Origin of the sequence: Pseudomonas sp. CP-1 (assembly GCF_021213715.1) — a bacterium.
GTDB lineage: Bacteria > Pseudomonadota > Gammaproteobacteria > Pseudomonadales > Pseudomonadaceae > Pseudomonas > Pseudomonas aeruginosa.
Genome location: NZ_JAJQKY010000006.1, coordinates 255,124 through 275,395, shown reverse-complemented (window position 1 = coordinate 275,395; position 20,272 = coordinate 255,124). Strand labels below are relative to the sequence as shown.

Annotated in this window: 18 protein-coding genes and 3 tRNA genes; 17 read left to right on the top strand and 4 right to left on the bottom strand. The window is 67.5% G+C overall.

What is annotated here, in order from left to right; translation table 11 throughout:
* Positions 1–19 precede the first annotated feature (19 nt).
* From LT948_RS14870 to LT948_RS14855, 4 genes are all read left to right on the top strand, one after another.
* Entirely contained in the window at positions 20–562 is a 543-nt protein-coding gene (locus LT948_RS14870) for a CvpA family protein (RefSeq protein WP_003113932.1), read from the top strand.
* Between the two features lie 222 nt (positions 563–784).
* Entirely contained in the window at positions 785–2,290 is a 1,506-nt protein-coding gene (gene purF, locus LT948_RS14865) for an amidophosphoribosyltransferase (protein WP_003091383.1), read from the top strand.
* Between the two features lie 16 nt (positions 2,291–2,306).
* Positions 2,307–3,518: an O-succinylhomoserine sulfhydrylase gene (locus LT948_RS14860; RefSeq protein ID WP_023875087.1), complete on the top strand. Its 1,212-nt coding sequence runs from the start codon at positions 2,307–2,309 to the stop codon at positions 3,516–3,518.
* A complete protein-coding gene (locus LT948_RS14855; RefSeq protein ID WP_003091381.1) occupies positions 3,515–4,282 on the top strand; it encodes an SDR family oxidoreductase in 768 nt (255 codons plus the stop codon). Before LT948_RS14860 ends, LT948_RS14855 begins: the two co-directional genes overlap by 4 nt.
* A gap of 94 nt (positions 4,283–4,376) precedes the next feature.
* Here the strand turns inward: LT948_RS14855 and xcpQ are convergent, their stop codons facing one another.
* Both xcpQ and xcpP read right to left on the bottom strand, forming a co-directional pair.
* Positions 4,377–6,350, bottom strand: a complete 1,974-nt coding sequence (xcpQ, locus tag LT948_RS14850; RefSeq protein ID WP_033996110.1) for a GspD family T2SS secretin variant XcpQ — start codon at positions 6,348–6,350, stop codon at positions 4,377–4,379.
* 4 nt (positions 6,351–6,354) lie between these two features.
* Positions 6,355–7,062 (bottom strand): type II secretion system protein N, encoded by a 708-nt coding sequence (gene xcpP, locus LT948_RS14845; protein WP_052150783.1) that lies wholly within the window; start codon positions 7,060–7,062, stop codon positions 6,355–6,357.
* Positions 7,063–7,281: 219 nt separating this feature from the next.
* Here xcpP and xcpR point away from each other — a divergent pair, with 219 nt between their 5' ends.
* The 12 genes from xcpR to LT948_RS14785 all read left to right on the top strand — a co-directional run bounded on the left by xcpR (position 7,282) and on the right by LT948_RS14785 (position 15,246).
* Positions 7,282–8,790, top strand: a complete 1,509-nt coding sequence (gene xcpR, locus LT948_RS14840) for a GspE family T2SS ATPase variant XcpR (RefSeq protein WP_003091377.1) — start codon at positions 7,282–7,284, stop codon at positions 8,788–8,790.
* Positions 8,790–10,007 carry a GspF family T2SS innner membrane protein variant XcpS gene (xcpS, locus tag LT948_RS14835; RefSeq protein WP_003091376.1) on the top strand — a complete coding sequence of 406 codons (1,218 nt, stop codon included), beginning with the start codon at positions 8,790–8,792 and terminating at the stop codon, positions 10,005–10,007. The genes xcpR and xcpS overlap by 1 nt, the downstream gene beginning before the upstream one ends.
* 4 nt (positions 10,008–10,011) lie before the next feature.
* Positions 10,012–10,458 carry a GspG family T2SS major pseudopilin variant XcpT gene (gene xcpT, locus LT948_RS14830; protein WP_003130409.1) on the top strand — a complete coding sequence of 149 codons (447 nt, stop codon included), beginning with the start codon at positions 10,012–10,014 and terminating at the stop codon, positions 10,456–10,458.
* 6 nt (positions 10,459–10,464) lie between these two features.
* Positions 10,465–10,983, top strand: coding sequence for a GspH family T2SS minor pseudopilin variant XcpU (gene xcpU, locus LT948_RS14825; RefSeq protein ID WP_015502647.1), 519 nt, complete (start codon positions 10,465–10,467; stop codon positions 10,981–10,983).
* Entirely contained in the window at positions 10,980–11,369 is a 390-nt protein-coding gene (gene xcpV, locus LT948_RS14820) for a GspI family T2SS minor pseudopilin variant XcpV (RefSeq protein WP_003091373.1), read from the top strand. The genes xcpU and xcpV overlap by 4 nt, the downstream gene beginning before the upstream one ends.
* Positions 11,366–12,079 carry a GspJ family T2SS minor pseudopilin variant XcpW gene (gene xcpW, locus LT948_RS14815; RefSeq protein WP_003110067.1) on the top strand — a complete coding sequence of 238 codons (714 nt, stop codon included), beginning with the start codon at positions 11,366–11,368 and terminating at the stop codon, positions 12,077–12,079. The genes xcpV and xcpW overlap by 4 nt, the downstream gene beginning before the upstream one ends.
* The gene (gene xcpX / locus LT948_RS14810) at positions 12,076–13,077 is read left to right on the top strand and encodes a GspK family T2SS minor pseudopilin variant XcpX (protein WP_003091371.1); all 1,002 of its coding nucleotides are present in this window, start codon (positions 12,076–12,078) and stop codon (positions 13,075–13,077) included. Before xcpW ends, xcpX begins: the two co-directional genes overlap by 4 nt.
* Positions 13,074–14,222, top strand: coding sequence for a GspL family type II secretion system protein XcpY (gene xcpY / locus LT948_RS14805; protein WP_003103522.1), 1,149 nt, complete (start codon positions 13,074–13,076; stop codon positions 14,220–14,222). The genes xcpX and xcpY overlap by 4 nt, the downstream gene beginning before the upstream one ends.
* 1 nt (position 14,223) lies before the next feature.
* On the top strand, positions 14,224–14,748 hold the full coding sequence (gene xcpZ, locus LT948_RS14800; RefSeq protein WP_003091369.1) for a GspM family type II secretion system protein XcpZ: 525 nt from the start codon (positions 14,224–14,226) through the stop codon (positions 14,746–14,748).
* A gap of 138 nt (positions 14,749–14,886) precedes the next feature.
* Positions 14,887–14,962: transfer RNA gene (locus LT948_RS14795), tRNA-Val, on the top strand.
* 16 nt (positions 14,963–14,978) lie between these two features.
* A tRNA-Asp gene (locus tag LT948_RS14790) sits at positions 14,979–15,055 on the top strand.
* Positions 15,056–15,169: 114 nt separating this feature from the next.
* Positions 15,170–15,246: transfer RNA gene (locus tag LT948_RS14785), tRNA-Asp, on the top strand.
* A 287-nt stretch (positions 15,247–15,533) separates the two neighbouring features.
* Here the strand turns inward: LT948_RS14785 and LT948_RS14780 are convergent.
* Both LT948_RS14780 and LT948_RS14775 read right to left on the bottom strand, forming a co-directional pair.
* Complete coding sequence (locus LT948_RS14780) at positions 15,534–16,571, bottom strand: AraC family transcriptional regulator (RefSeq protein ID WP_033996113.1); 1,038 nt, start codon at positions 16,569–16,571, stop codon at positions 15,534–15,536.
* Positions 16,568–17,686, bottom strand: coding sequence for a carbon-nitrogen hydrolase family protein (locus LT948_RS14775; protein ID WP_003091364.1), 1,119 nt, complete (start codon positions 17,684–17,686; stop codon positions 16,568–16,570). The genes LT948_RS14780 and LT948_RS14775 overlap by 4 nt, the downstream gene beginning before the upstream one ends.
* Before the next feature lie 214 nt (positions 17,687–17,900).
* Here LT948_RS14775 and LT948_RS14770 point away from each other — a divergent pair, with 214 nt between their 5' ends.
* On the top strand, positions 17,901–19,940 hold the full coding sequence (locus LT948_RS14770) for an NADPH-dependent 2,4-dienoyl-CoA reductase (RefSeq protein WP_003091351.1): 2,040 nt from the start codon (positions 17,901–17,903) through the stop codon (positions 19,938–19,940).
* Positions 19,941–20,272: the final 332 nt, after the last annotated feature.

Below are 20,272 nucleotides of genomic sequence, written 5' to 3'. Positions count from 1 at the left end.
TCTGCTTGTGGGCTGCATAGTGGCATTTACCTGGGTCGATTGGACGATGGTCGCCATCATCGTCGTTTCCAGCCTGATCAGTCTGAGTCGCGGCTTCGTCAAGGAAGCCTTGTCCCTGCTTACCTGGATAGTCGCCGGCGCGGTGGCCTGGATGTTCGGCGGGGCGCTGGCGCAGCACCTGGGCGAGTACATCCAGACCCCCTCGGCCCGCATCATCGCAGCCTGCGCGCTGCTGTTCATCGCGACCCTGCTGCTCGGGGCGCTGGTCAACTACCTCATCGGCGAACTGATCCGGGTCACCGGCCTCTCCGGCACCGACCGCTTCCTCGGCATGGTCTTCGGCGGTGCGCGCGGCGTACTGCTGGTCGTGCTGCTGGTCGGCCTGCTCAGCCTGGCCCCGGTACAGCAGGACCCTTGGTGGCAGCAGTCGGTGCTGATGCCGCATTTCCTGATGGTCGCCGACTGGTCGAAGAACTTCATTCTCGGTTTCGCCGGCCAGTGGTTGCCGGCCGCGCCGATAACGCCGCCGAGCGGCATCGGCGGGCTGCTTCCCAGCCAGTGATTTTGGCGGGACACTGGCCGAGGCCGGGTCCCGCGGTTTTCCAGGGCGGCGCGTCGATGGCGCGGCGCCGGCGGCACAGGACGTGCCGCGAGCCAGTCGGCGGCGAAGGTCGCCGATTCGCGGGAGCCAGCGGCCCACGAGGCCCTGGTCAGCTCGATGGTCCGGGACGGACCGATCGCGCTTCCCATCTTTCCAGCTTGAGCCAAGTAGGGGTTGCGTCACATGTGTGGCATCGTCGGTATCGTGGGCAAGTCGAACGTCAATCAGGCGCTGTATGACGCGCTCACCGTCCTCCAACATCGCGGCCAGGACGCTGCCGGTATCGTCACCTGCCATGACGATAAGCTGTACCTGCGCAAGGACAACGGCCTGGTCCGCGACGTCTTCCAGCAGCGCCACATGCAGCGCCTGATCGGCAGCGTCGGCATCGGCCATGTGCGTTACCCGACCGCCGGCAGCTCCAGCTCGGCGGAGGCGCAGCCGTTCTACGTCAACTCGCCCTACGGCATCACCCTGGCGCACAACGGCAACCTGACCAATGTCGAGCAGTTGGCCAAGGAAATCTACGAATCCGACCTGCGCCACGTGAACACCAACTCCGATTCGGAAGTGCTGCTCAACGTGTTCGCCCACGAGCTTGCGGTGCGCAACAAGCTGCAGCCCACCGAGGAGGACATCTTCGCCGCGGTTTCCTGCGTGCACGACCGTTGCGTCGGCGGCTACGCGGTGGTGGCGATGATCACCGGCCATGGCATCGTCGGTTTCCGCGACCCCAATGCGATCCGTCCGATCGTCTTCGGCCAGCGGCATACCGAGAATGGCGTCGAATACATGATCGCCTCCGAGAGCGTGGCCTTGGACGTACTCGGCTTCACCCTGATCCGCGACCTGGCGCCGGGCGAGGCGGTATACATCACCGAGGAAGGCAAGCTCTACACCCGCCAGTGCGCCAAGGCGCCGAAATACGCGCCGTGCATCTTCGAGCACGTCTACCTGGCGCGTCCGGATTCGATCATGGACGGCATCTCGGTGTACAAGGCGCGCCTGCGCATGGGCGAGAAGCTTGCCGACAAGATCCTCCGCGAGCGTCCCGACCACGACATCGACGTGGTCATCCCGATCCCGGACACCAGCCGCACCGCGGCGCTGGAACTGGCCAACCGGCTCGGCGTGAAGTTCCGCGAGGGCTTCGTCAAGAACCGCTACATCGGCCGCACCTTCATCATGCCCGGCCAGGCGGCGCGGAAGAAATCCGTGCGGCAGAAGCTCAACGCCATCGAGCTGGAGTTCCGCGGCAAGAACGTGATGCTGGTGGATGACTCCATCGTCCGCGGCACCACCTGCAAGCAGATCATCCAGATGGCCCGCGAGGCCGGGGCGAAGAACGTCTACTTCTGCTCCGCCGCGCCGGCCGTGCGCTACCCCAACGTCTACGGCATCGACATGCCGAGTGCGCACGAGCTGATCGCGCACAATCGCAGCACCGAGGACGTCAGCAAGCTGATCGGCGCCGACTGGCTGGTCTACCAGGACCTGCCCGACCTGATCGATGCGGTCGGCGGCGGCAAGATCAAGATCGATCACTTCGACTGCGCCGTGTTCGACGGCGAGTACGTGACCGGCGACGTCAACGAGGCCTACCTGAACCGGATCGAACAGGCGCGCAACGATGCGACCAAGGCCAAGAGCCAGGCGGTCAGCGCGATCATCGATCTGTACAACGACTGACAAAGGGGAGAGCGGCATGACTCAGGACTGGGATGCCGGGCGTCTCGACAGCGACCTGGAAGGCGCGGCCTTCGACACCCTGGCGGTTCGCGCCGGGCAACGGCGGACGCCGGAGGGCGAGCACGGCGAGGCGCTGTTCACCACTTCCAGCTACGTCTTCCGCACCGCCGCCGACGCGGCCGCGCGGTTCGCCGGCGAAGTGCCGGGCAACGTCTATTCGCGCTACACCAACCCCACGGTACGCACCTTCGAGGAGCGCATCGCCGCCCTCGAAGGAGCCGAGCAGGCGGTGGCCACGGCGTCGGGCATGTCGGCGATCCTCGCCCTGGTGATGAGCCTGTGCAGCTCCGGCGACCACGTGCTGGTCTCGCGCAGCGTGTTCGGCTCGACCATCAGCCTGTTCGACAAGTACTTCAAGCGCTTCGGCATCCAGGTCGACTATCCGCCGTTGAGCGATCTCGCGGCCTGGGAGGCGGCGTGCAAGCCGAATACCAAGCTGTTCTTCGTCGAGTCGCCATCCAACCCGCTGGCCGAGCTGGTGGATATCGCCGCGCTGGCCGAGATCGCCCACGCCAAGGGCGCACTGCTGGCGGTGGACAACTGCTTCTGCACGCCGGCGCTGCAACAGCCGTTGAAGCTCGGTGCGGACGTGGTGATCCACTCCGCGACCAAGTACATCGACGGCCAGGGCCGGGGCATGGGCGGGGTGGTCGCCGGTCGCGGCGAGCAGATGAAGGAAGTGGTCGGCTTTCTCCGCACCGCCGGACCGACCCTCAGCCCGTTCAACGCCTGGCTGTTCCTCAAGGGCCTGGAAACCCTGCGTATCCGCATGCAGGCGCACAGCGCCAGTGCCCTGGCCCTGGCCGAATGGCTGGAGCACCAGCCGGGCATCGAGCGGGTCTACTACACGGGCCTGCAGAGCCATCCTCAGCATGAGTTGGCCCGGCGCCAGCAGAGTGGCTTCGGCGCGGTCGTCAGCTTCGACGTGAAGGGCGGGCGCGATGCCGCCTGGCGCTTCATCGACGCCACCCGGATGGTCTCGATCACCACCAACCTGGGCGACACCAAGACCACCATCGCCCACCCGGCGACCACCTCCCACGGTCGGCTGTCCCCCGAGGACCGCGCGCGCGCCGGGATCGGCGACAGCCTGATCCGGGTCGCGGTCGGCCTGGAGGATCTCGACGACCTCAAGGCCGACATGGCCCGGGGGCTGGCCGCGCTGTGATCGAACCCAATCTGCGAGGCAACGGCAAGGTCGCCCTGGTCACCGGGGCGGCCCGGGGCATTGGCCTGGGCATCAGTGCCTGGCTGATCGCCGAGGGCTGGCAGGTAGTGCTTGCCGACAACGACCGTGAACGCGGTGCCAGGGTGGCCGAGGCGCTGGGCGAGCACGCCTGGTTCGTGGCCATGGACGTGGCCCAGGAGGGCCAGGTGGCGATGAGCGTGGCCGAGGTGCTCGGTCAGTTCGGCCGCCTCGACGGCCTGGTCTGCAACGCCGCCATCGCCAATCCGCGCAATACGCCGCTGGAGGCGCTGAGCCTCGGCGAGTGGACCCGCACCCTGGCGGTCAACCTGACCGGTCCGATGCTGCTGGCCAAGTACTGCACGCCTTATCTACGCGCGCACAACGGCGCCATCGTCAACATCGCCTCGACTCGTGCCCACCAGTCGGAGCCTGACTCCGAGGCCTACGCCGCGAGCAAGGGCGGGTTGCTGGCGCTGACCCATGCCCTGGCCGCCAGCCTGGGCCCGGAGATCCGTGTCAATGCGCTCAGCCCCGGCTGGATCGATACCCGCGAGGCCGCCGAGCGCGAGGCTGCGCCGCTGACCGAGCTGGACCACGACCAACACCTGGTCGGCCGGGTCGGAACGGTGGAGGATGTCGCGTCGCTGGTGGCCTGGCTGCTCTCCGAGGACGCCGGTTTCGTCACCGGCCAGGAATTCCTGGTCGATGGCGGCATGACCCGGAAAATGGTCTACCTCGACTGAGTGTTGCCATGTCGATGTGAAAAAGGCGCTGACCCGCAAGGGGCCGCGCCTTTTTTGTTGTCCTCCGCTGTCTCGCAGGAGAGCCTGAGGAACGTTACTCCGCTTTCAGGTCGCGCAGGTCGACGGTCTGACCGTCGAACAATTGTCCGGCGCTGCTCGGCAAGATGCTCCCACGGCCTTCTGGGCTGCGACGGCCGTCGAGCACGCGGATGTCGCTGTACTTCTTCCCGGAAATCGCCGCCAGGCCTGCGCCGTCGAGCACTACGGTCGGGCGCAGGAAGACCATCAGGTTGCGCTTGGTGTGAGTGTCCTTGGTCGAGCGGAATAGCTTGCCCAGCCAGGGAATGTCGCCGAGCAGCGGTACCTTGGACTCTGCCTGCACCACGTCGTCCTGGATCAGGCCGCCGAGCACGATGACCTGGCCGTTCTCGGCGAGGATGGTGCTCTTGATCGAGCGCTTGTTGGTGATGATGTCGGTGTTGCTGACCTGCTGCACGCTGGGGGCGATGGAGGAGATTTCTTGCTCGATCTCCAGGCGCAGGGCCGCGCCGTCGTTGATGTGCGGGGTGACCTTGAGGTTGACGCCGATGTCCTTGCGTTCGACCGTGGTGAAAGGATTGCTCGAACCTTCGCTGTTGGTAGTGTAGGAGCCGGTATTGAAGGGGACGTTCTGACCGACCAGTATTTCCGCTTTCTGGTTGTCCAGGGTCAGCAGGCTCGGGGTCGACAGCAGGTTGCTCTTGCTGTTCGCCGACAGCGCGGTGACCAGCGCGCCGAAGCTGCTGCTGCCGATACCGACGATGGCGCCGTCGGGAAGCGCCGGCGGCTTGTCGTCCTTGAGCGCTTGCAGCAGGGTGCCGATGGACAGCCCGGTATTGCCGAAGTTGGTCCTGGTCCCGCCCATGCCGCCCTTGTTGATCGCCCATTGCACGCCGACGGCATCCTGGATGTCGCCGGAGATTTCGACGATGGCCGCTTCCACCAATACCTGGGCGCGCGGCACGTCGAGCTGGCGAACGATGTCCTCGAGGGCGTTGACCGTATCCGGGTCGGCCAGCAGGATCAGCGCATTGGTGCTTTCGTCGGCACGGATCAGGATGTTGCTCGGTCGGCCGCCGCCGGTCTGTTCGCCGCCCTGGCCGCCGTTGTTCTTCATGCCTTCGGAGATCTGGCCGAGGGTTTCCGCGAGGGTCTTGGCGTCGTTATGGCGCAGGCGGATCACCCGGGTGTTGGCCGAGCGCGCGGTCGGGGTGTCCAGCGACTGCGCCAGTTGCACCAGCTTGGCGCGCGCCTGCGGCGGGCCGAGGATGATCAGGCGGTTGGTGCGCGCGTCGGCGATCACCTGGGCGCCCGCCGCGCCCTTGGCCTGGCCGCGGCTCATGGCGTTGTTGAGCACCTCGGCGGCGTCCATCACCCAGCCGTAGCGCAGGTTGATCACGCTGTAGTCGTGGCTGCCCTTCTGGTCGAGCTGGCGGATCACGTCTTCGATTCGCGCGATATTGGCGCTGCGGTCGCTGATGATCAGCGCGTTGGCCGAAGGCACCGCGGCGAGGTGGCCATATTGCGGGACCAGCGGACGGATCAGCGGGATGAGTTCCGATACCGGGCTCTGCTGCACCTGGATCACCCGCGTCTCCAGCCGATCCGGCGCGCTCTGGCCGCCACCGGCCTCGGTCTTGGCCTCAGCGTTGGGCACGATGCGCGCCTGGTCGCCCTGGGCGACCACGGTGAAGCCGTGGGTGCTCATCACCGAGAGGAACAACTGGTAGACCTCGCTCAACGAGAGCTGGGCCTTGGAGACCACGCTGACCTGGCCCTTGACCCGCGGGTCGACGACGAAGGTCTCGCCGGTGATTTCGGAAATCTGGTCGATGAATTCGCGGATGTCGGCATCCTTGAGGTTGATCGTCCAGTGCGCCTCCTGCTGGTTGCCGGCCGGGACGAAGGCGTTCCCGCCGCTGTCTTCGGCGTGCGCCGCCTGGATGCCGAGGGCCAGGCTGAGAAGGACGGCGGGAACGTACGAACGACTGGAAGGGGTAAACAGGGCGCGGAGCAAAGGCTGGGACATCGGGTCAGTCGCTTTCCGTAGGCATGGTCGTGGGCTCGCTCGAGTCTTCTTCGGCGGGTTCTGCGATGGGCGTGGCTTCCATCTGCTGGCGCAAGGCGTCCAGGCGCTCGCGCAATGCTGCAGCGTTCTCATCCTGCAGGCTTTGCAGTTGTTCGATCGAGTCGTTCTCGCTTGTAATGTCGTCCGCGCTGGCCAGCAGTCCCCCGGAACGGTGCGGGAAGGGCAGGCTTTCCAGGCGCCCGCCGCGCTGCAGTTCGACGCGGTCGCGGTAGACCGCGTGCAGCTTCACGCCGTCGCTGATCTCGCCGCCGACCGCGTAGCGGTGCGGCTTGTCGCCCTGGCGCTGGATGATCGCGCTGGACAGCTTGGGATCGCTCTGGACGAAGCTGCCCTTGAGCACCAGGTCGAGGTTGGTGGCCGGTGGCGGGGCGTTGGGGTCCTGGGCGCTGGTGCCGAAGAGGCGCGCCAGGCGGGTCGGATCGCTGCGGATCGACTCGTGGCTGACCGGCGAGACGGCGACGGCTACCGGGCTGCGTTGCAGGCGCAACCAGCCGGCCGCCTGCCAGGCGAGGCTGATGCTCATGGCGATGATCAGGGCAACAGCCAGAAGGGCCGGGGCGTACCGCTGCAACCAGCGGGAAGAGGCGCCGGAGAAAGGCAATACATCACTCCTGGTCTTTATCGTTATGTCTGAAGATCGCCGAGGGATCATAGCAGTTCGTTGCCGGTAGGCTACCTACTTCTATCAATAGGTGTGACTGGCCGGGCCAGGCACGCTTGTGCTTAAGATAACGGCTCGCCAGGATACTTCTGCAAGAGGAACTCGGGATCGGCCGCACAAAACGACTAACAACTAACAATACTGACGGTAACCGTTCAGTGGTCATATACGACCAAGATACTTCTGTAAGGTTACCGCTATAAGGCATCCATGATGACAGCCCCATTACCCGACATCGCCGCGCCGGCCGCACCGCCACGGCGTCTGCCGTTCAGCTTCGCCAAGCGCCAGGGCCTGTTGTTCCTGTGCCTGGAGGAGCAGTACTGGCTGGCCTGCCGGCCGCAGGTGGAGCTGGCGGCGATTGCCGAGGCGCAGCGCTTCGCCGGCCGCCGCCTGCCGCTCAAGGCGCTCGGCGAGGACGCCTTCAACCAGGCCCTGGCGGCCTCCTACCAGCACGATTCCTCGGCGGCCATGCAGCTCGCCGAGGACCTCGGCGGCAGCCTGGATCTCGCCGCGCTGGCCGACCAGGTCCCGGAAACCGAGGACCTGATGGAGCAGGAGGACGACGCGCCGATCATTCGCCTGATCAACGCGATCCTCGGCGAGGCGATCCGCGAGAACGCCTCGGACATCCACCTGGAAACCTTCGAGAAACGCCTGGTGGTGCGCTTCCGCGTCGACGGCGTGCTGCGCGAGGTGCTGGAGCCCAAGCGCGAGCTGGCGGCCCTGCTGGTATCGCGGATCAAGGTCATGGCGCGGCTGGACATCGCCGAGAAGCGTATTCCCCAGGATGGGCGGATTTCCCTGCGGGTCGGCGGGCGCGAGGTGGACATCCGCGTCTCGACCCTGCCCTCGGCCAACGGCGAACGGGTGGTGCTGCGTCTGCTCGACAAGCAGGCCGGGCGCCTGAACCTGCAACACCTGGGCATGAGCGAGCGCGACCGCAAGCTGATGGACGAAACGGTGCGCAAGCCGCACGGCATCCTGCTGGTCACCGGCCCCACCGGCTCGGGCAAGACCACCACCCTGTACGCCAGCCTGACCACGCTCAACGACCGCACGCGGAACATCCTCACCGTCGAGGATCCGATCGAATACCACCTGGAGGGCATCGGCCAGACCCAGGTCAACGCCAAGGTCGACATGACCTTCGCCCGCGGCCTGCGGGCGATCCTCCGGCAGGACCCGGACGTGGTGATGGTCGGCGAGATCCGCGACCGGGAGACCGCCGAGATCGCGGTGCAGGCTTCGCTGACCGGCCACCTGGTGCTCTCGACCCTGCACACCAACAGCGCCATCGGCGCGATCACCCGCCTGGTGGACATGGGCATCGAGCCGTTCCTGCTGTCCTCCTCCATGCTTGGCGTGCTGGCCCAGCGCCTGGTGCGGGTGCTCTGCCCGGCGTGCAAGGAGCCCTACCGCGCCGACGAGGCCGAGTGCGCGCTGCTCGGCGTCGATCCCGCCGCGCCGCCGACTCTGCATCGCGCCCGCGGCTGCGGCGAGTGCCACCAGCATGGCTATCGCGGGCGTACCGGTATCTATGAACTGGTGGTGTTCGACGACCACATGCGCTCGCTGATCCACAACGAATCCTCCGAGCAGGAAATGACCCGGCATGCCCGCACCAGCGGACCAAGCATCCGCGACGACGGTCGGCGCAAGGTGCTGGAAGGCGTCACTACGGTCGAGGAAGTCCTGCGCGTGACCCGGGAAGAATAATGGCCGCCTTCGAATACCTCGCCCTCGACCCCAGCGGTCGCCAGCAGAAGGGCGTGCTGGAGGCGGACAGCGCGCGCCAGGTCCGCCAATTGCTGCGCGAGCGCCAATTGGCGCCGCTCGATGTGAAGCCCACCCGTACCCGCGAGCAGAGCGGGCAGGGCGGGCGCCTGACGTTCGCCCGCGGACTGTCCGCGCGCGACCTGGCATTGGTGACCCGCCAACTGGCGACCCTGGTCCAGGCCGCGTTGCCGATCGAGGAGGCGCTGCGCGCCGCCGCGGCGCAGTCCACCTCGCAGCGCATCCAGTCGATGCTTCTCGCCGTGCGCGCCAAGGTCCTCGAGGGCCATAGCCTGGCCGGCAGCCTGCGCGAGTTTCCCACCGCCTTTCCCGAGCTGTACCGGGCGACGGTTGCTGCCGGCGAGCATGCCGGGCACCTCGGCCCGGTGCTGGAGCAACTTGCCGACTACACCGAGCAGCGCCAGCAGTCGCGGCAGAAGATCCAGCTGGCGCTGCTCTATCCGGTGATCCTGATGGTCGCTTCGCTGGCCATCGTCGGCTTCCTGCTGGGCTACGTGGTGCCCGACGTGGTCCGGGTGTTCATCGACAGCGGGCAGACCCTGCCGCTGTTGACCCGCGTGCTGATCGGCGTCAGCGACTGGGTCAAGGCCTGGGGCGCGCTGGCCTTCGTCGCGGCGATCGGCGGGGTGATCGGCTTCCGCTACGCGCTGCGCAAGGATGCCTTTCGCGAGCGCTGGCATGGCTTCCTGCTGCGCGTGCCGCTGGTCGGTCGGCTGGTGCGTTCCACCGACACCGCGCGCTTCGCCTCGACCCTGGCGATCCTCACCCGCAGCGGCGTGCCGCTGGTGGAGGCGCTGGCGATCGCCGCCGAGGTGATCGCCAACCGGATCATCCGCAACGAAGTGGTCAAGGCCGCGCAGAAGGTCCGCGAGGGCGCCAGCCTGACCCGCTCGCTGGAAGCCACCGGGCAGTTCCCGCCGATGATGCTGCACATGATCGCCAGCGGCGAGCGCTCCGGCGAGCTGGACCAGATGCTGGCGCGCACCGCGCGCAACCAGGAGAACGACCTGGCGGCGCAGATCGGCCTGATGGTCGGCCTGTTCGAACCGTTCATGCTGATATTCATGGGCGCGGTGGTGCTGGTCATCGTCCTTGCCATTCTTCTTCCGATCCTTTCTCTCAACCAACTCGTGGGGTAATCGCGTGAATCAGAGCCGCCCATTGCAGCGTCGCCAACAGTCGGGCTTCACCCTGATCGAAATCATGGTCGTGGTGGTCATCCTCGGCATCCTCGCCGCCCTGGTGGTGCCGCAGGTGATGAGCCGTCCCGACCAGGCCAAGGTCACCGTGGCCAAGGGCGACATCAAGGCCATCGCTGCCGCGCTGGACATGTACAAGCTGGACAACTTCGCCTATCCGAGCACCCAGCAGGGCCTCGAGGCGCTGGTGAAGAAGCCCACCGGCAACCCGCAGCCGAAGAACTGGAACAAGGACGGCTACCTGAAGAAGCTGCCGGTCGATCCGTGGGGCAATCCCTACCAGTACCTGGCGCCGGGCACCAAGGGCCCGTTCGACCTGTATTCGCTGGGCGCCGACGGCAAGGAAGGCGGCAGCGACAACGACGCCGAAATCGGCAACTGGGACAACTGACCGGACATGCAGGCTTCACGCGGCTTCACCCTCATCGAGCTGATGGTGGTGATGGTCATCATCAGCGTGCTGATCGGCCTGGCGGTGTTCAGCACCGGCTTCGCCAGCACCTCGCGGGAGCTGGACAGCGAGGCCGAGCGGCTCGCCGGGCTGATCGGCGTGCTGACCGACGAGGCCGTGCTGGACAACCGCGAGTACGGCCTGCGCCTGGAGCGCGATGCCTATCAGGTGCTGCGCTACGACGAAGCGAAGGCGCGCTGGTTGCCGGTGGCGCGCGACAGCCACCGCCTGCCGGAGTGGGCGGAGCTGACCTTCGAGCTGGACGGCCAGCCGCTGGTGCTGGCCGGCAGCAAGGGCGAGAAGGAGCAGAAGAAAGGCACCGATCAGCCGCAATTGCTGATCCTTTCCAGTGGCGAACTCAGCCCGTTCCGCCTGCGCCTGGCCGAGCGCGGACCCGAGGGGCGGGCGTTGTCGCTGAGCAGCGACGGTTTCCGCCTGCCACGGGTCGAGGTGGCGCGGCGATGAGGCGCGCGCGTGGTTTCACCCTGCTGGAAGTGCTGGTGGCCCTGGCGATCTTCGCCATGGTCGCGGCCAGCGTGCTCAGTGCCAGCGCGCGCAGCCTGCAGAACGCCTCGCGGCTGGAAGACAAGACCCTGGCGATGTGGATCGCCGACAACCGTCTCAACGAATTGCAACTGGAACAGACGCCGCCCTCCAGCGGCCGCAACCAGGGCGAGCTGGAGTTCGCCGGGCGCCGCTGGGAGTGGCGCACCCAGGTCGACAGCACCGCCGAGCAGGATATGCGGCGGGTGATCGTCTGGGTCGCGGCGAAGCCCCTCGGCCGCGAGCGTGGCAGCATCGAGGAACGCGCCGCAGCGCGCCTCGTCGGTTTCCTCGGGAGCCAGCCATGAGGCTACAGCGGGGCTTCACCCTGCTCGAGCTGCTGATCGCCATCGCCATCTTCGCCCTGCTGGCCCTGGCCACCTACCGCATGTTCGACAGCGTGATGCAGACCGACCAGGCGACTCGCGTGCAGGAGCAGCGCATGCGCGAGCTGGTGCGGGCGATGGGCGCCCTGGAGCGCGACCTGACCCAGGCGGTCGAACGTCCGGTACGCGACGAACTGGGCGATAACCGTGGCGCCTTCCTCAGCGAGGGCGAGAACGACCAGATCGTCGAATTCACCCGTGGCGGCTGGCGCAACCCGCTCGGCCAGGCGCGCTCGCGCCTGCAGCGGGTGCGCTGGTCGCTGTCCGGGGAGACCCTCGAACGCCGCTACTGGCTGGTTCTGGACCGCGCCCAGGACAGCAAGCCACGGGTGCAGCAGGTGCTGGACGGGGTTACCGCGCTGAGCTGGCGCTTCCTCGACAAGGAGCACAACTGGCAGGGCCACTGGCCGACCGACGAAGGCAGCGAGGAGGAGCGCCTGGAAAGCCTGCCGCTGGCGGTGGAGATGACCCTGGAGCACCGCCACTACGGCAAGCTGGTGCGCGTCTGGCGTCTGCTCGATCCGCCGCTCAAGCAGGACCAGCCGCAGGGCCAGCCGGGCGGCGAGAATGGCGAGAACGGCGAGGGCGGGGTGCCGCAGCCGCCGGAAGGCATGCCGGGGGCGCCGGAATGAGGCGCGGGCAGAGCGGCGTCGCGCTGATTACCGTGCTGCTGGTGGTGGCGGTGGTGACCATCGTCTGCGCCGGGCTGATCATCCGCCAGCAGTTGGCGATACGCAGCAGCGCCAACCAGTTGCACGTGCGCCAGGCCTGGCACTATGCGCTGGGCGGCGAACGCCTGGCGGAAGCGGTGCTGCGCCGCGACCTGCGCCAGGGCGGCGAGAATACCCGCGAGCCGGTGGACCACCTGGGCGAGGCCTGGGCGCGACCGATGACGCCGTTCAAGCTGGACGACGGCGGCGAGCTGCGGGTGCGGATCGAGGACCCCAGCGGGCGTTTCAACCTCAACGGACTGGTGCGCAAGCGCAAGGTCAAGCCGGATTCGGTGAAGCAGTTCCGTCGCCTGCTGGCCACCCTGGGGATGAAGGAAGAGATCGTCCAGGGCTTGCCGGACCGGCTGGCCGACTGGCTCGATGCCGACCAGAATCCGCAGGGCGAGCAAGGCGCCGAGGACAACCAGTACCTGCTGGAGGCGCCGGCCTACCGCGCCGCCAACCGCAGTTTCAAGGACGTGTCCGAGCTGCGCCTGCTGAAATTGTCGGAAGCCGACTATCGACGCCTGCTGCCGTTCGTCAGCGCCTTGCCCGAGGATGCGCCGCTGAACGTGAACACCGCCAGCGTGCCGGTGCTGGCCGCCATGTTCGAGATCGATCCGGGACAGGCGGAAAACATCGTGGACGCCCGCGGTCGGGAAGGTTTCCAGAGCAAGGACGATTTCACCAAGCATCTGACCCAGTTGGGTTCGAAGACCGGAAACGTCAGTTATGCCGTCGGCACCCGCTACTTCCAGGTGATCAGCGAGGTCAGCCTGGGCGACCGCCGGCAGGTGCTGGTGAGTACCTTGCAGCGGGGCAAGGACGGCAAGATACGCGTGATGGCCCGCGACATGGGGCAGGGCGGCCTGCCCATCCCGTCGACGGGCGGCGACGATTGGAAGAAGGACGAGCGATGAGTGGAGTGAGTGCGCTGTTCCTGCCGCCCGCCAGCACGGCGGGGGCCGATGGGGAACTGGCGGTATGGTGGGTGCAGGATGGCGAGTGCCGGCGCGCGCCGTTCGCCCAGGCGCTGGCGGAGATCCGCGCGCCCTGGCGGCTGTACCTGCCGGTGGAGGCGGTGACCGCCTGCGCGGTGAACCTGCCTACACAGAAGGCGCGCTGGTTGCGCCAGTCGCTGCCGTTTGCGGTGGAGGAACAACTGGCCGACGATGTCGAGCAGATGCACCTTGCCCTTGGTCCGGCGCTGGCCGACGGCCGCCACCGGGTATTCGCCGTGCAGCGCACCTGGCTCGCCGCCTGGCTGGCGCTGGCCGAGGGCGCGGGCAAGGCGCCGGCTTCGCTGCATGTCGATGCCGATTGCCTGCCGGGCGAGGGCAGCTGCCTGTTCTGGCTGGAAGAGCGCTGGCTGCTCGGCGGCAGCGGTGCCGTACGCCTGGCCTGCGGCAGCGAGGATTGGCCGGTGCTGCGCGACAGTTGCCCGCCGCCGCAGCGGGCCTTCGCCGCGCAGGAGGTGGCGCCCCTGGAGGGGGTGGAAGTCCAGGCCCTGGCGGGCAATCCGCACGTCTGGCTGAGCGAGCAGCCGCTGGGCACCGACCTGGCCCAGGCCGAGTTCGCCGCGCGCCAGCAGAGCAGCCAGTGGCGCCGTTGGCGGCCGCTGCTGGGGCTGGTCGGGCTGTGGCTGGTGTTGCAATGGGGCTTTACCCTGGTCCAGGCCTGGCAGTTGCAGCGCGAAGGCGATCGCTACGCGGCGCAGAGCGCAGAACTCTACCGCCAGCTGTTTCCCGAGGACCGCAAGCTGATCAACCTGCGCGCGCAGTTCGACCAGCACCTGGCCGACAGCGCCAGCAGCGGCGGCGAGGGCCAGTTGCTCGGCCTGCTTGGCCAGGCCGCCACGGTGATCGGCGGCGAGCCGACGGTGAGCGTCGAGCAACTGGACTTCAGCGCCGCTCGCGGCGACGTCGCCCTCCAGGTGCGGGCTCCCGGTTTCGACGTGTTGGAACGGCTGCGTTCGCGTCTCAGCGAGTCCGGGTTGGCGGTGCAGCTGGGTTCGGCCAGCCGCGATGGCTCGACGGTCAGCGCGCGCCTGGTGATAGGAGGTTGAGATGAAGGTGATGACGCAATTCCACGAGCGCCTCAGGGCCCAGGCGGAAACCTCGCAGCTGGCGATCCGCTGGCGCGGGCTGCCGGCGCGGGACCGCCTGGCGCTGCTCTGGCTCGGTGCGTTCCTCCTGCTGGTGGTGCTCTACCTGGCGCTGTGGCGCCCGGCCGAGCGCCATCTGCAGTCGGCGCGGCAGTACTTCACCGAACAGCGCGCGCTGCATGCCTACATCCAGCAGCAGGCGCCCAACGTGCGCCAGGCCGATGCCGCGGCGCCACAGGCGCAGATCGACCCGGCGGCGCTGCAGGGCATGGTCACGGCTTCGGCGGCCCAGGCCGGACTGAGTGTCGAGCGCCTCGACAACGAAGGCGAGGGCGCCGTGCAGGTGGCCCTGCAGCCGGCGCCATTCGCCAAGCTGCTGCCCTGGCTGGAGCAGTTGAACGGGCAGGGCGTGCAGGTGGCGGAGGCCGGCCTGGACCGCCAGGTCGACGGCCGGGTCTCGGCGCGCCTGAGCCTGCGGGTCGAGTGAGCGGCCCGTGGCTGGGGCCGGCATGGGCCCCGGCGCCGACCTTGGCGACAGGCGATCGCCGAAATTTCAAAAAAAATTCAATCAGGGCATTGACTTAGGTTTTTCGGTCGGTAGAATGCGCCCCACTTCGAGAGTGAAGGGTGATTAGCTCAGCTGGGAGAGCATCTGCCTTACAAGCAGAGGGTCGGCGGTTCGATCCCGTCATCACCCACCAATCTCGCAAGTTACGCGCAGCGGTAGTTCAGTCGGTTAGAATACCGGCCTGTCACGCCGGGGGTCGCGGGTTCGAGTCCCGTCCGCTGCGCCATTCACTTCCCCTCCCGAGTTCACCACCCCGAACTCGCCGTCTTCCGCCAGAAGGCGGGCAGCCAGGCTGCAACGAGAGGAAGTCGCTTTACCGGGCATCTTGCCCAGCCGACGCGCAGCGGTAGTTCAGTCGGTTAGAATACCGGCCTGTCACGCCGGGGGTCGCGGGTTCGAGTCCCGTCCGCTGCGCCATACATCTTCACCACGCCGAGGCGGGGTGAGCCACGAAGAAAGCGGCCAATGGCCGCTTTTTTCGTTTCCGTCGTCCCCTGCGTCTTCCGTTTTCTCCTTGTTTGCCGGATTTCCTGCTCCGTCGGTCCGCGCGCGGTAATCCCGCTGTCATCTTCCTCGTCTACAGCTGAAAGACACAGACGAACGAAAGGTGATCCGCGATGGACGACTACCAGGAAGAACTGCTGGAGCAGCATGCCGCCGAATGCGACCTGCCGGAGCCGGCGGACGACGCCACCGAGATGTGATCAGGCGCTCTGTCGCTGGGCGCGGCGGAATTCGCCGGGCGTCTGTCCGCTCCAGCGCTTGAAGGCGCGCTGGAAGGCTTCCGCCGAGGCGAAGCCGAGCAGGTAGGCGATTTCGCCGAAAGCCAGGTCGGTCTCGCGGATGTAGACCATCGCCAGGTCGCGGCGGGTGTCGTTGAGGATGCTGCGGAACTGCGTGCCTTCCTCGGCCAGCTTGCGCCGCAGGGTCCAGGTCGGCAACTTGAGGCGCGCGGCGACTTCCTCGAGGTCCGGCTCGCGGCCATTGAGCATCGGCCCCAACAGGCGGCTGACGCGCTCGCGCCAACTGCGGGTGCGGGTCAACTGCTCCAGTTCGCGGTTGCAGAGTTCCAGCATCTGGCTCCAGGTGCTCGGACAGTGCTCGGCATTCGCCAGGGCCAGGCTGGCCTGGCTCAGGCGCAACTGGTTGGTCGGCGCGCCGAATTCCACCGGGCAGCCGAAGAATGCCTCGTAGCGCTCGGCCCAAGTCGGCGCTGGATATTCGATCTCCACCCGCTCCGCTTTCAACGGCTGCCTTGCCAGGGCGCCGAGATGGCTGATCCAGCCTGCCAGCACCGAATCGACGACGAAGCGGTTGTAGGCGTTGTAGGGGCTGATCGAATAGAAGCGCAGCCAGGCGCCGCCGGCGTCTTCCACCAGGCTCGACTGGCCCCGGTAGTTTTGCGCGTAAAGCGGTTCCAGGTGGATCATTGCCCGCGCGGCGGCGCGCAGGTTGGGCGCCTGGGCGACGCTGACGCCGGCCAGGCCCATCTGTCCGAGACGGCTCAGGCGGCCCATCTGCAGGCCGAGGGCGGGGTCGCCGCTGAGCTGTATGGCGGCATGGCCGAGGCGCATGTAGCGAGGGATCGACAGGCGCGCCCCGGGTTCGGCCAGGCGCCGCTGGTCGAGGCCGTACTGCTCGAGCAGTGGCGCGGGCTCGACGCCGGCGGCGAGCAGGGCGTCGGCCAGTGCCTGGACGAAGCCGACCGAGAGGTCGCCGAGGCGAACCCGGGGCGCGCTCATAGCCAGAGATTGACCAGTTGCGCACCGCCGCCGGGATTGGCCTGGCGCATGCCCTGCGGCGAGCCGAGCAGGCTCTGGCCGTCTTCGGTGACGTTCCACAGGCGGCTATGGGCGAAGGCCACGGCGGCGCCGCGTGCACCGCTGGCCAGCAGGCGCTCGCCGACCGCCAGGCGCTGCCAGGCCTCGGCGTTGCTCAGGCTGTTCGGCGCCAGGCGCACGTCGCCGGGAACCAGCTCGGCATCGAAGCCGGGCCAGGGCTGCTGCCAGCGACCGCTCTGGTTCAGGGCGGCGGGGATCGCCAGCAGTTCGACGCGCTGTTCGACCAGGGTGGCGTAGGTGTCCGGGTACCAGCTGTCGGTGCCGATCAGCACGCCCAGGCGTCCTGCCGGCGTATCCAGCACCTGCAGGCGCTCGCCGCGACCGTTGTTGAGGTAGCTCAGTTCGTGGCGGGTCGGGAATACCTTGCGTTGCGGCTGGCCGAGCGGCCGGCCGTCGGGACCGAAGGTCAGGCTGACGTTGTACAGCTGGCCGGTGCCGGGACGCAGCTCGCCGTCCTCGACCTCGGGGTCGGGCAGGACGATGGAGCCGGCGACCACCGTCACCTTGAAATCATGGGCGAGCCCGCCGAACAGGGTCTGGTAGTCGTGGGCCATGTCCACCGCCTTCATCCGGAACAGGGTGTCGGTGAGACGCTGTTCGCCGCGCGCGGTGATCCAGCCGCGCGCCACCTTCAGCGGGTTGCTCGCGGCCATCCAGTCCATCGCCGTGGGCCAGTCGGCGGCGGCATAGACCTCGGGCTTCTCGCCGCTGGCCACCAGCCAGGTGCCGACATGCTCGGGGAACACCACCACCGTGCGCTCGTTGAGCAGGCCCTGGCGGCGGGCATTTTCCAGGTAGGCGTGGAATTTCAGCTGCAACCGTTCGGCGCTCTGGTAGTCCGGCGTGAACAGTTCCGGTTGGACCGCCAGCAGGTTGCCGCGCTCGCCGGGCTGGCCCTGGACCACGCTGACCTGGCTGCGCAGGTCGGACAGGTAGTGGCCTACCGGGCGGCGTTCGGCCCAGCCGGCGTAGGCGGCGAAGAGGGTGATCAGAATCAGGAAGATCAGCTTGCGCATGCGGGTCTCCAAGGCAGCCCACAGGGTAGGGGAGTGGCGTCGGCTTGCCAAGCATCCCTGTGCATTCCGATCAGTAACTTGTCATTTAGGATCATTGAGCGCTCCGGTGGCGCTCCTTAGAGTCGTCGCCATACCGACCGCTGCCCGTCCCGCGCATTGCGCCCGAGGCCGCGGCATATCCGTGAACGCGTTTCGCCCGATGTGGAGACCCCCGATGACCGCCGCCGTTCCCTATCCGCACCTGCTCGCCCCGCTGGACCTCGGCTTCACCACCCTGCGCAACCGCACCCTGATGGGGTCCATGCACACCGGTCTGGAAGAGAAGCCGCAGGGCTTCGAGCGCATGGCGGCGTATTTCGCCGAACGCGCCCGTGGCGGCGTCGGCCTGATGGTCACCGGCGGCATCGGCCCGAACGAAGAGGGCGGCGTGTATTCCGGCGCGGCCAAGCTGAGCACGCCGGAAGAGGCGGAGAAGCACAGGATCGTGACCCAGGCGGTGCATGAGGCGGGCGGCAAGATCTGCATGCAGATCCTGCATGCCGGCCGCTACGCCTACAGCCCGAAGCAGGTGGCGCCGAGCGCGATCCAGGCGCCGATCAATCCGTTCAAGCCCAAGGAACTCGACGAGGAAGGCATCGAGAAGCAGATCGCCGACTTCGTCAACTGCGCCAGCCTGGCCCAGGTCGCCGGCTACGATGGCGTCGAGATCATGGGGTCGGAAGGCTACTTCATCAACCAGTTCCTCGTGCAGCACACCAACCAGCGCACCGACCGCTGGGGCGGCAGCTACGAGAACCGCATGCGCCTGCCGGTGGAGATCGTCCGCCGGGTGCGCGAGGCGGTGGGGCCGAACTTCATCATCATCTATCGCCTGTCCATGCTCGACCTGGTCGAGGGCGGCAGCAGCTGGGACGAGATCGTGCTGCTGGCCAAGGCCGTCGAGAAGGCCGGCGCGACCCTGATCAACACCGGTATCGGCTGGCACGAGGCGCGCATCCCGACCATCGCCACCAAGGTGCCGCGCGCGGCCTTCACCAAGGTCACCGCCAAGCTGCGTGGCGAGGTCGGCATCCCGCTGATCACCACCAACCGCATCAACACTCCCGAGGTGGCGGAGAAGGTCCTGGCCGAGGGCGATGCCGACATGGTCTCCATGGCCCGGCCGTTCCTCGCCGACCCGGATTTCGTCAACAAGGCCGCCGCCGGCCACGCCGAACGGATCAACACCTGTATCGGCTGCAACCAGGCCTGCCTCGACCACACCTTCGGCGGCAAGCTGACCAGTTGCCTGGTCAACCCGCGCGCCTGCCACGAAACCGAGCTGAACTACATCCCCACCGCCAGGCCGAAGAAGATCGCCGTGGTCGGCGCCGGCCCGGCCGGCCTGGCCGCCGCCACCGTGGCCGCCGAGCGTGGGCACCGGGTCAGCCTGTTCGACGCCGCCGGCGAGATCGGCGGGCAGTTCAACGTGGCCAAGCGGGTTCCCGGCAAGGAAGAGTTCCACGAGACCCTGCGCTACTTCCGCAACAAGCTGGAGAGCACCGGCGTCGAGCTGCACCTGAACCGCCGGGTCGGCGTGGACGATCTGGTCGCGGGCGGCTACGACGAGATCGTCCTCGCCACCGGCATCGTTCCGCGCACGCCGGCGATCCCCGGCATCGAGCATCCGAAGGTGATCAGCTACCTGGATGCGATCCTCGAGCGCAAGCCGGTGGGCGGTAAGGTGGCGGTGATCGGCGCCGGCGGCATCGGCTTCGACGTCTCCGAATTCATCACCCATGCCGGTCCGTCCACCAGCCTGGAGCGCGAAGCGTTCTGGAAGCAGTGGGGGATCGATACCCGCCTGGAGGCCCGCGGCGGCATCGCCGGGGTCAAGGCCGAGGTGCATCCGGCAGCGCGCCAGGTGTTCCTCCTGCAACGCAAGAAGAGCAAGGTCGGCGACGGCCTCGGCAAGACCACCGGCTGGATCCATCGCGCCGGCCTGAAGAACAAGCAGGTGCAGATGGTGAATGCCGTGGAGTATCTCGGGATCGACGACGCCGGCCTGCATATCCGCGTTGCCGAGGGCGAGCCGCAGGTGCTGCCGGTGGATACCGTGATCGTCTGCGCCGGCCAGGACCCGCTGCGCGAGTTGCAGGACGGCCTGCTGGCGGCCGGCCGGAGCGTGCACCTGATCGGCGGCGCCGATGTCGCCGCCGAGCTGGATGCCAAGCGCGCCATCAACCAGGGTTCGCGCCTGGCTGCCGAACTCTGAGAACCTGTCCGCGATCTGTTGCGTAGCGGAGAAACTGCGTTGAAAACGGCTTTTCTCCAGCTCGCACAGGTTCTGCGTATCGTCCCTGTCCGCGCTCGTCGGCGCGGCGGGGCGCTGCGCACCGGTTTGGTGAACGGTGGCGCTCTGCCACGGTGATCTCCGTCCGCTCAAAACCCGACCGCTTCACAATTTCCCCTACCGCTCGGCGGGCCGTCCGGCATCGCCCGGGTGTCTGCCAACCCAGTCACATTGCCCGCGACATTTTTTCCCCTAGACTTGCCCGAACAACGAGATAGCGCCTGTTTTTCAGGTGACATGCCAGATGGGTACTG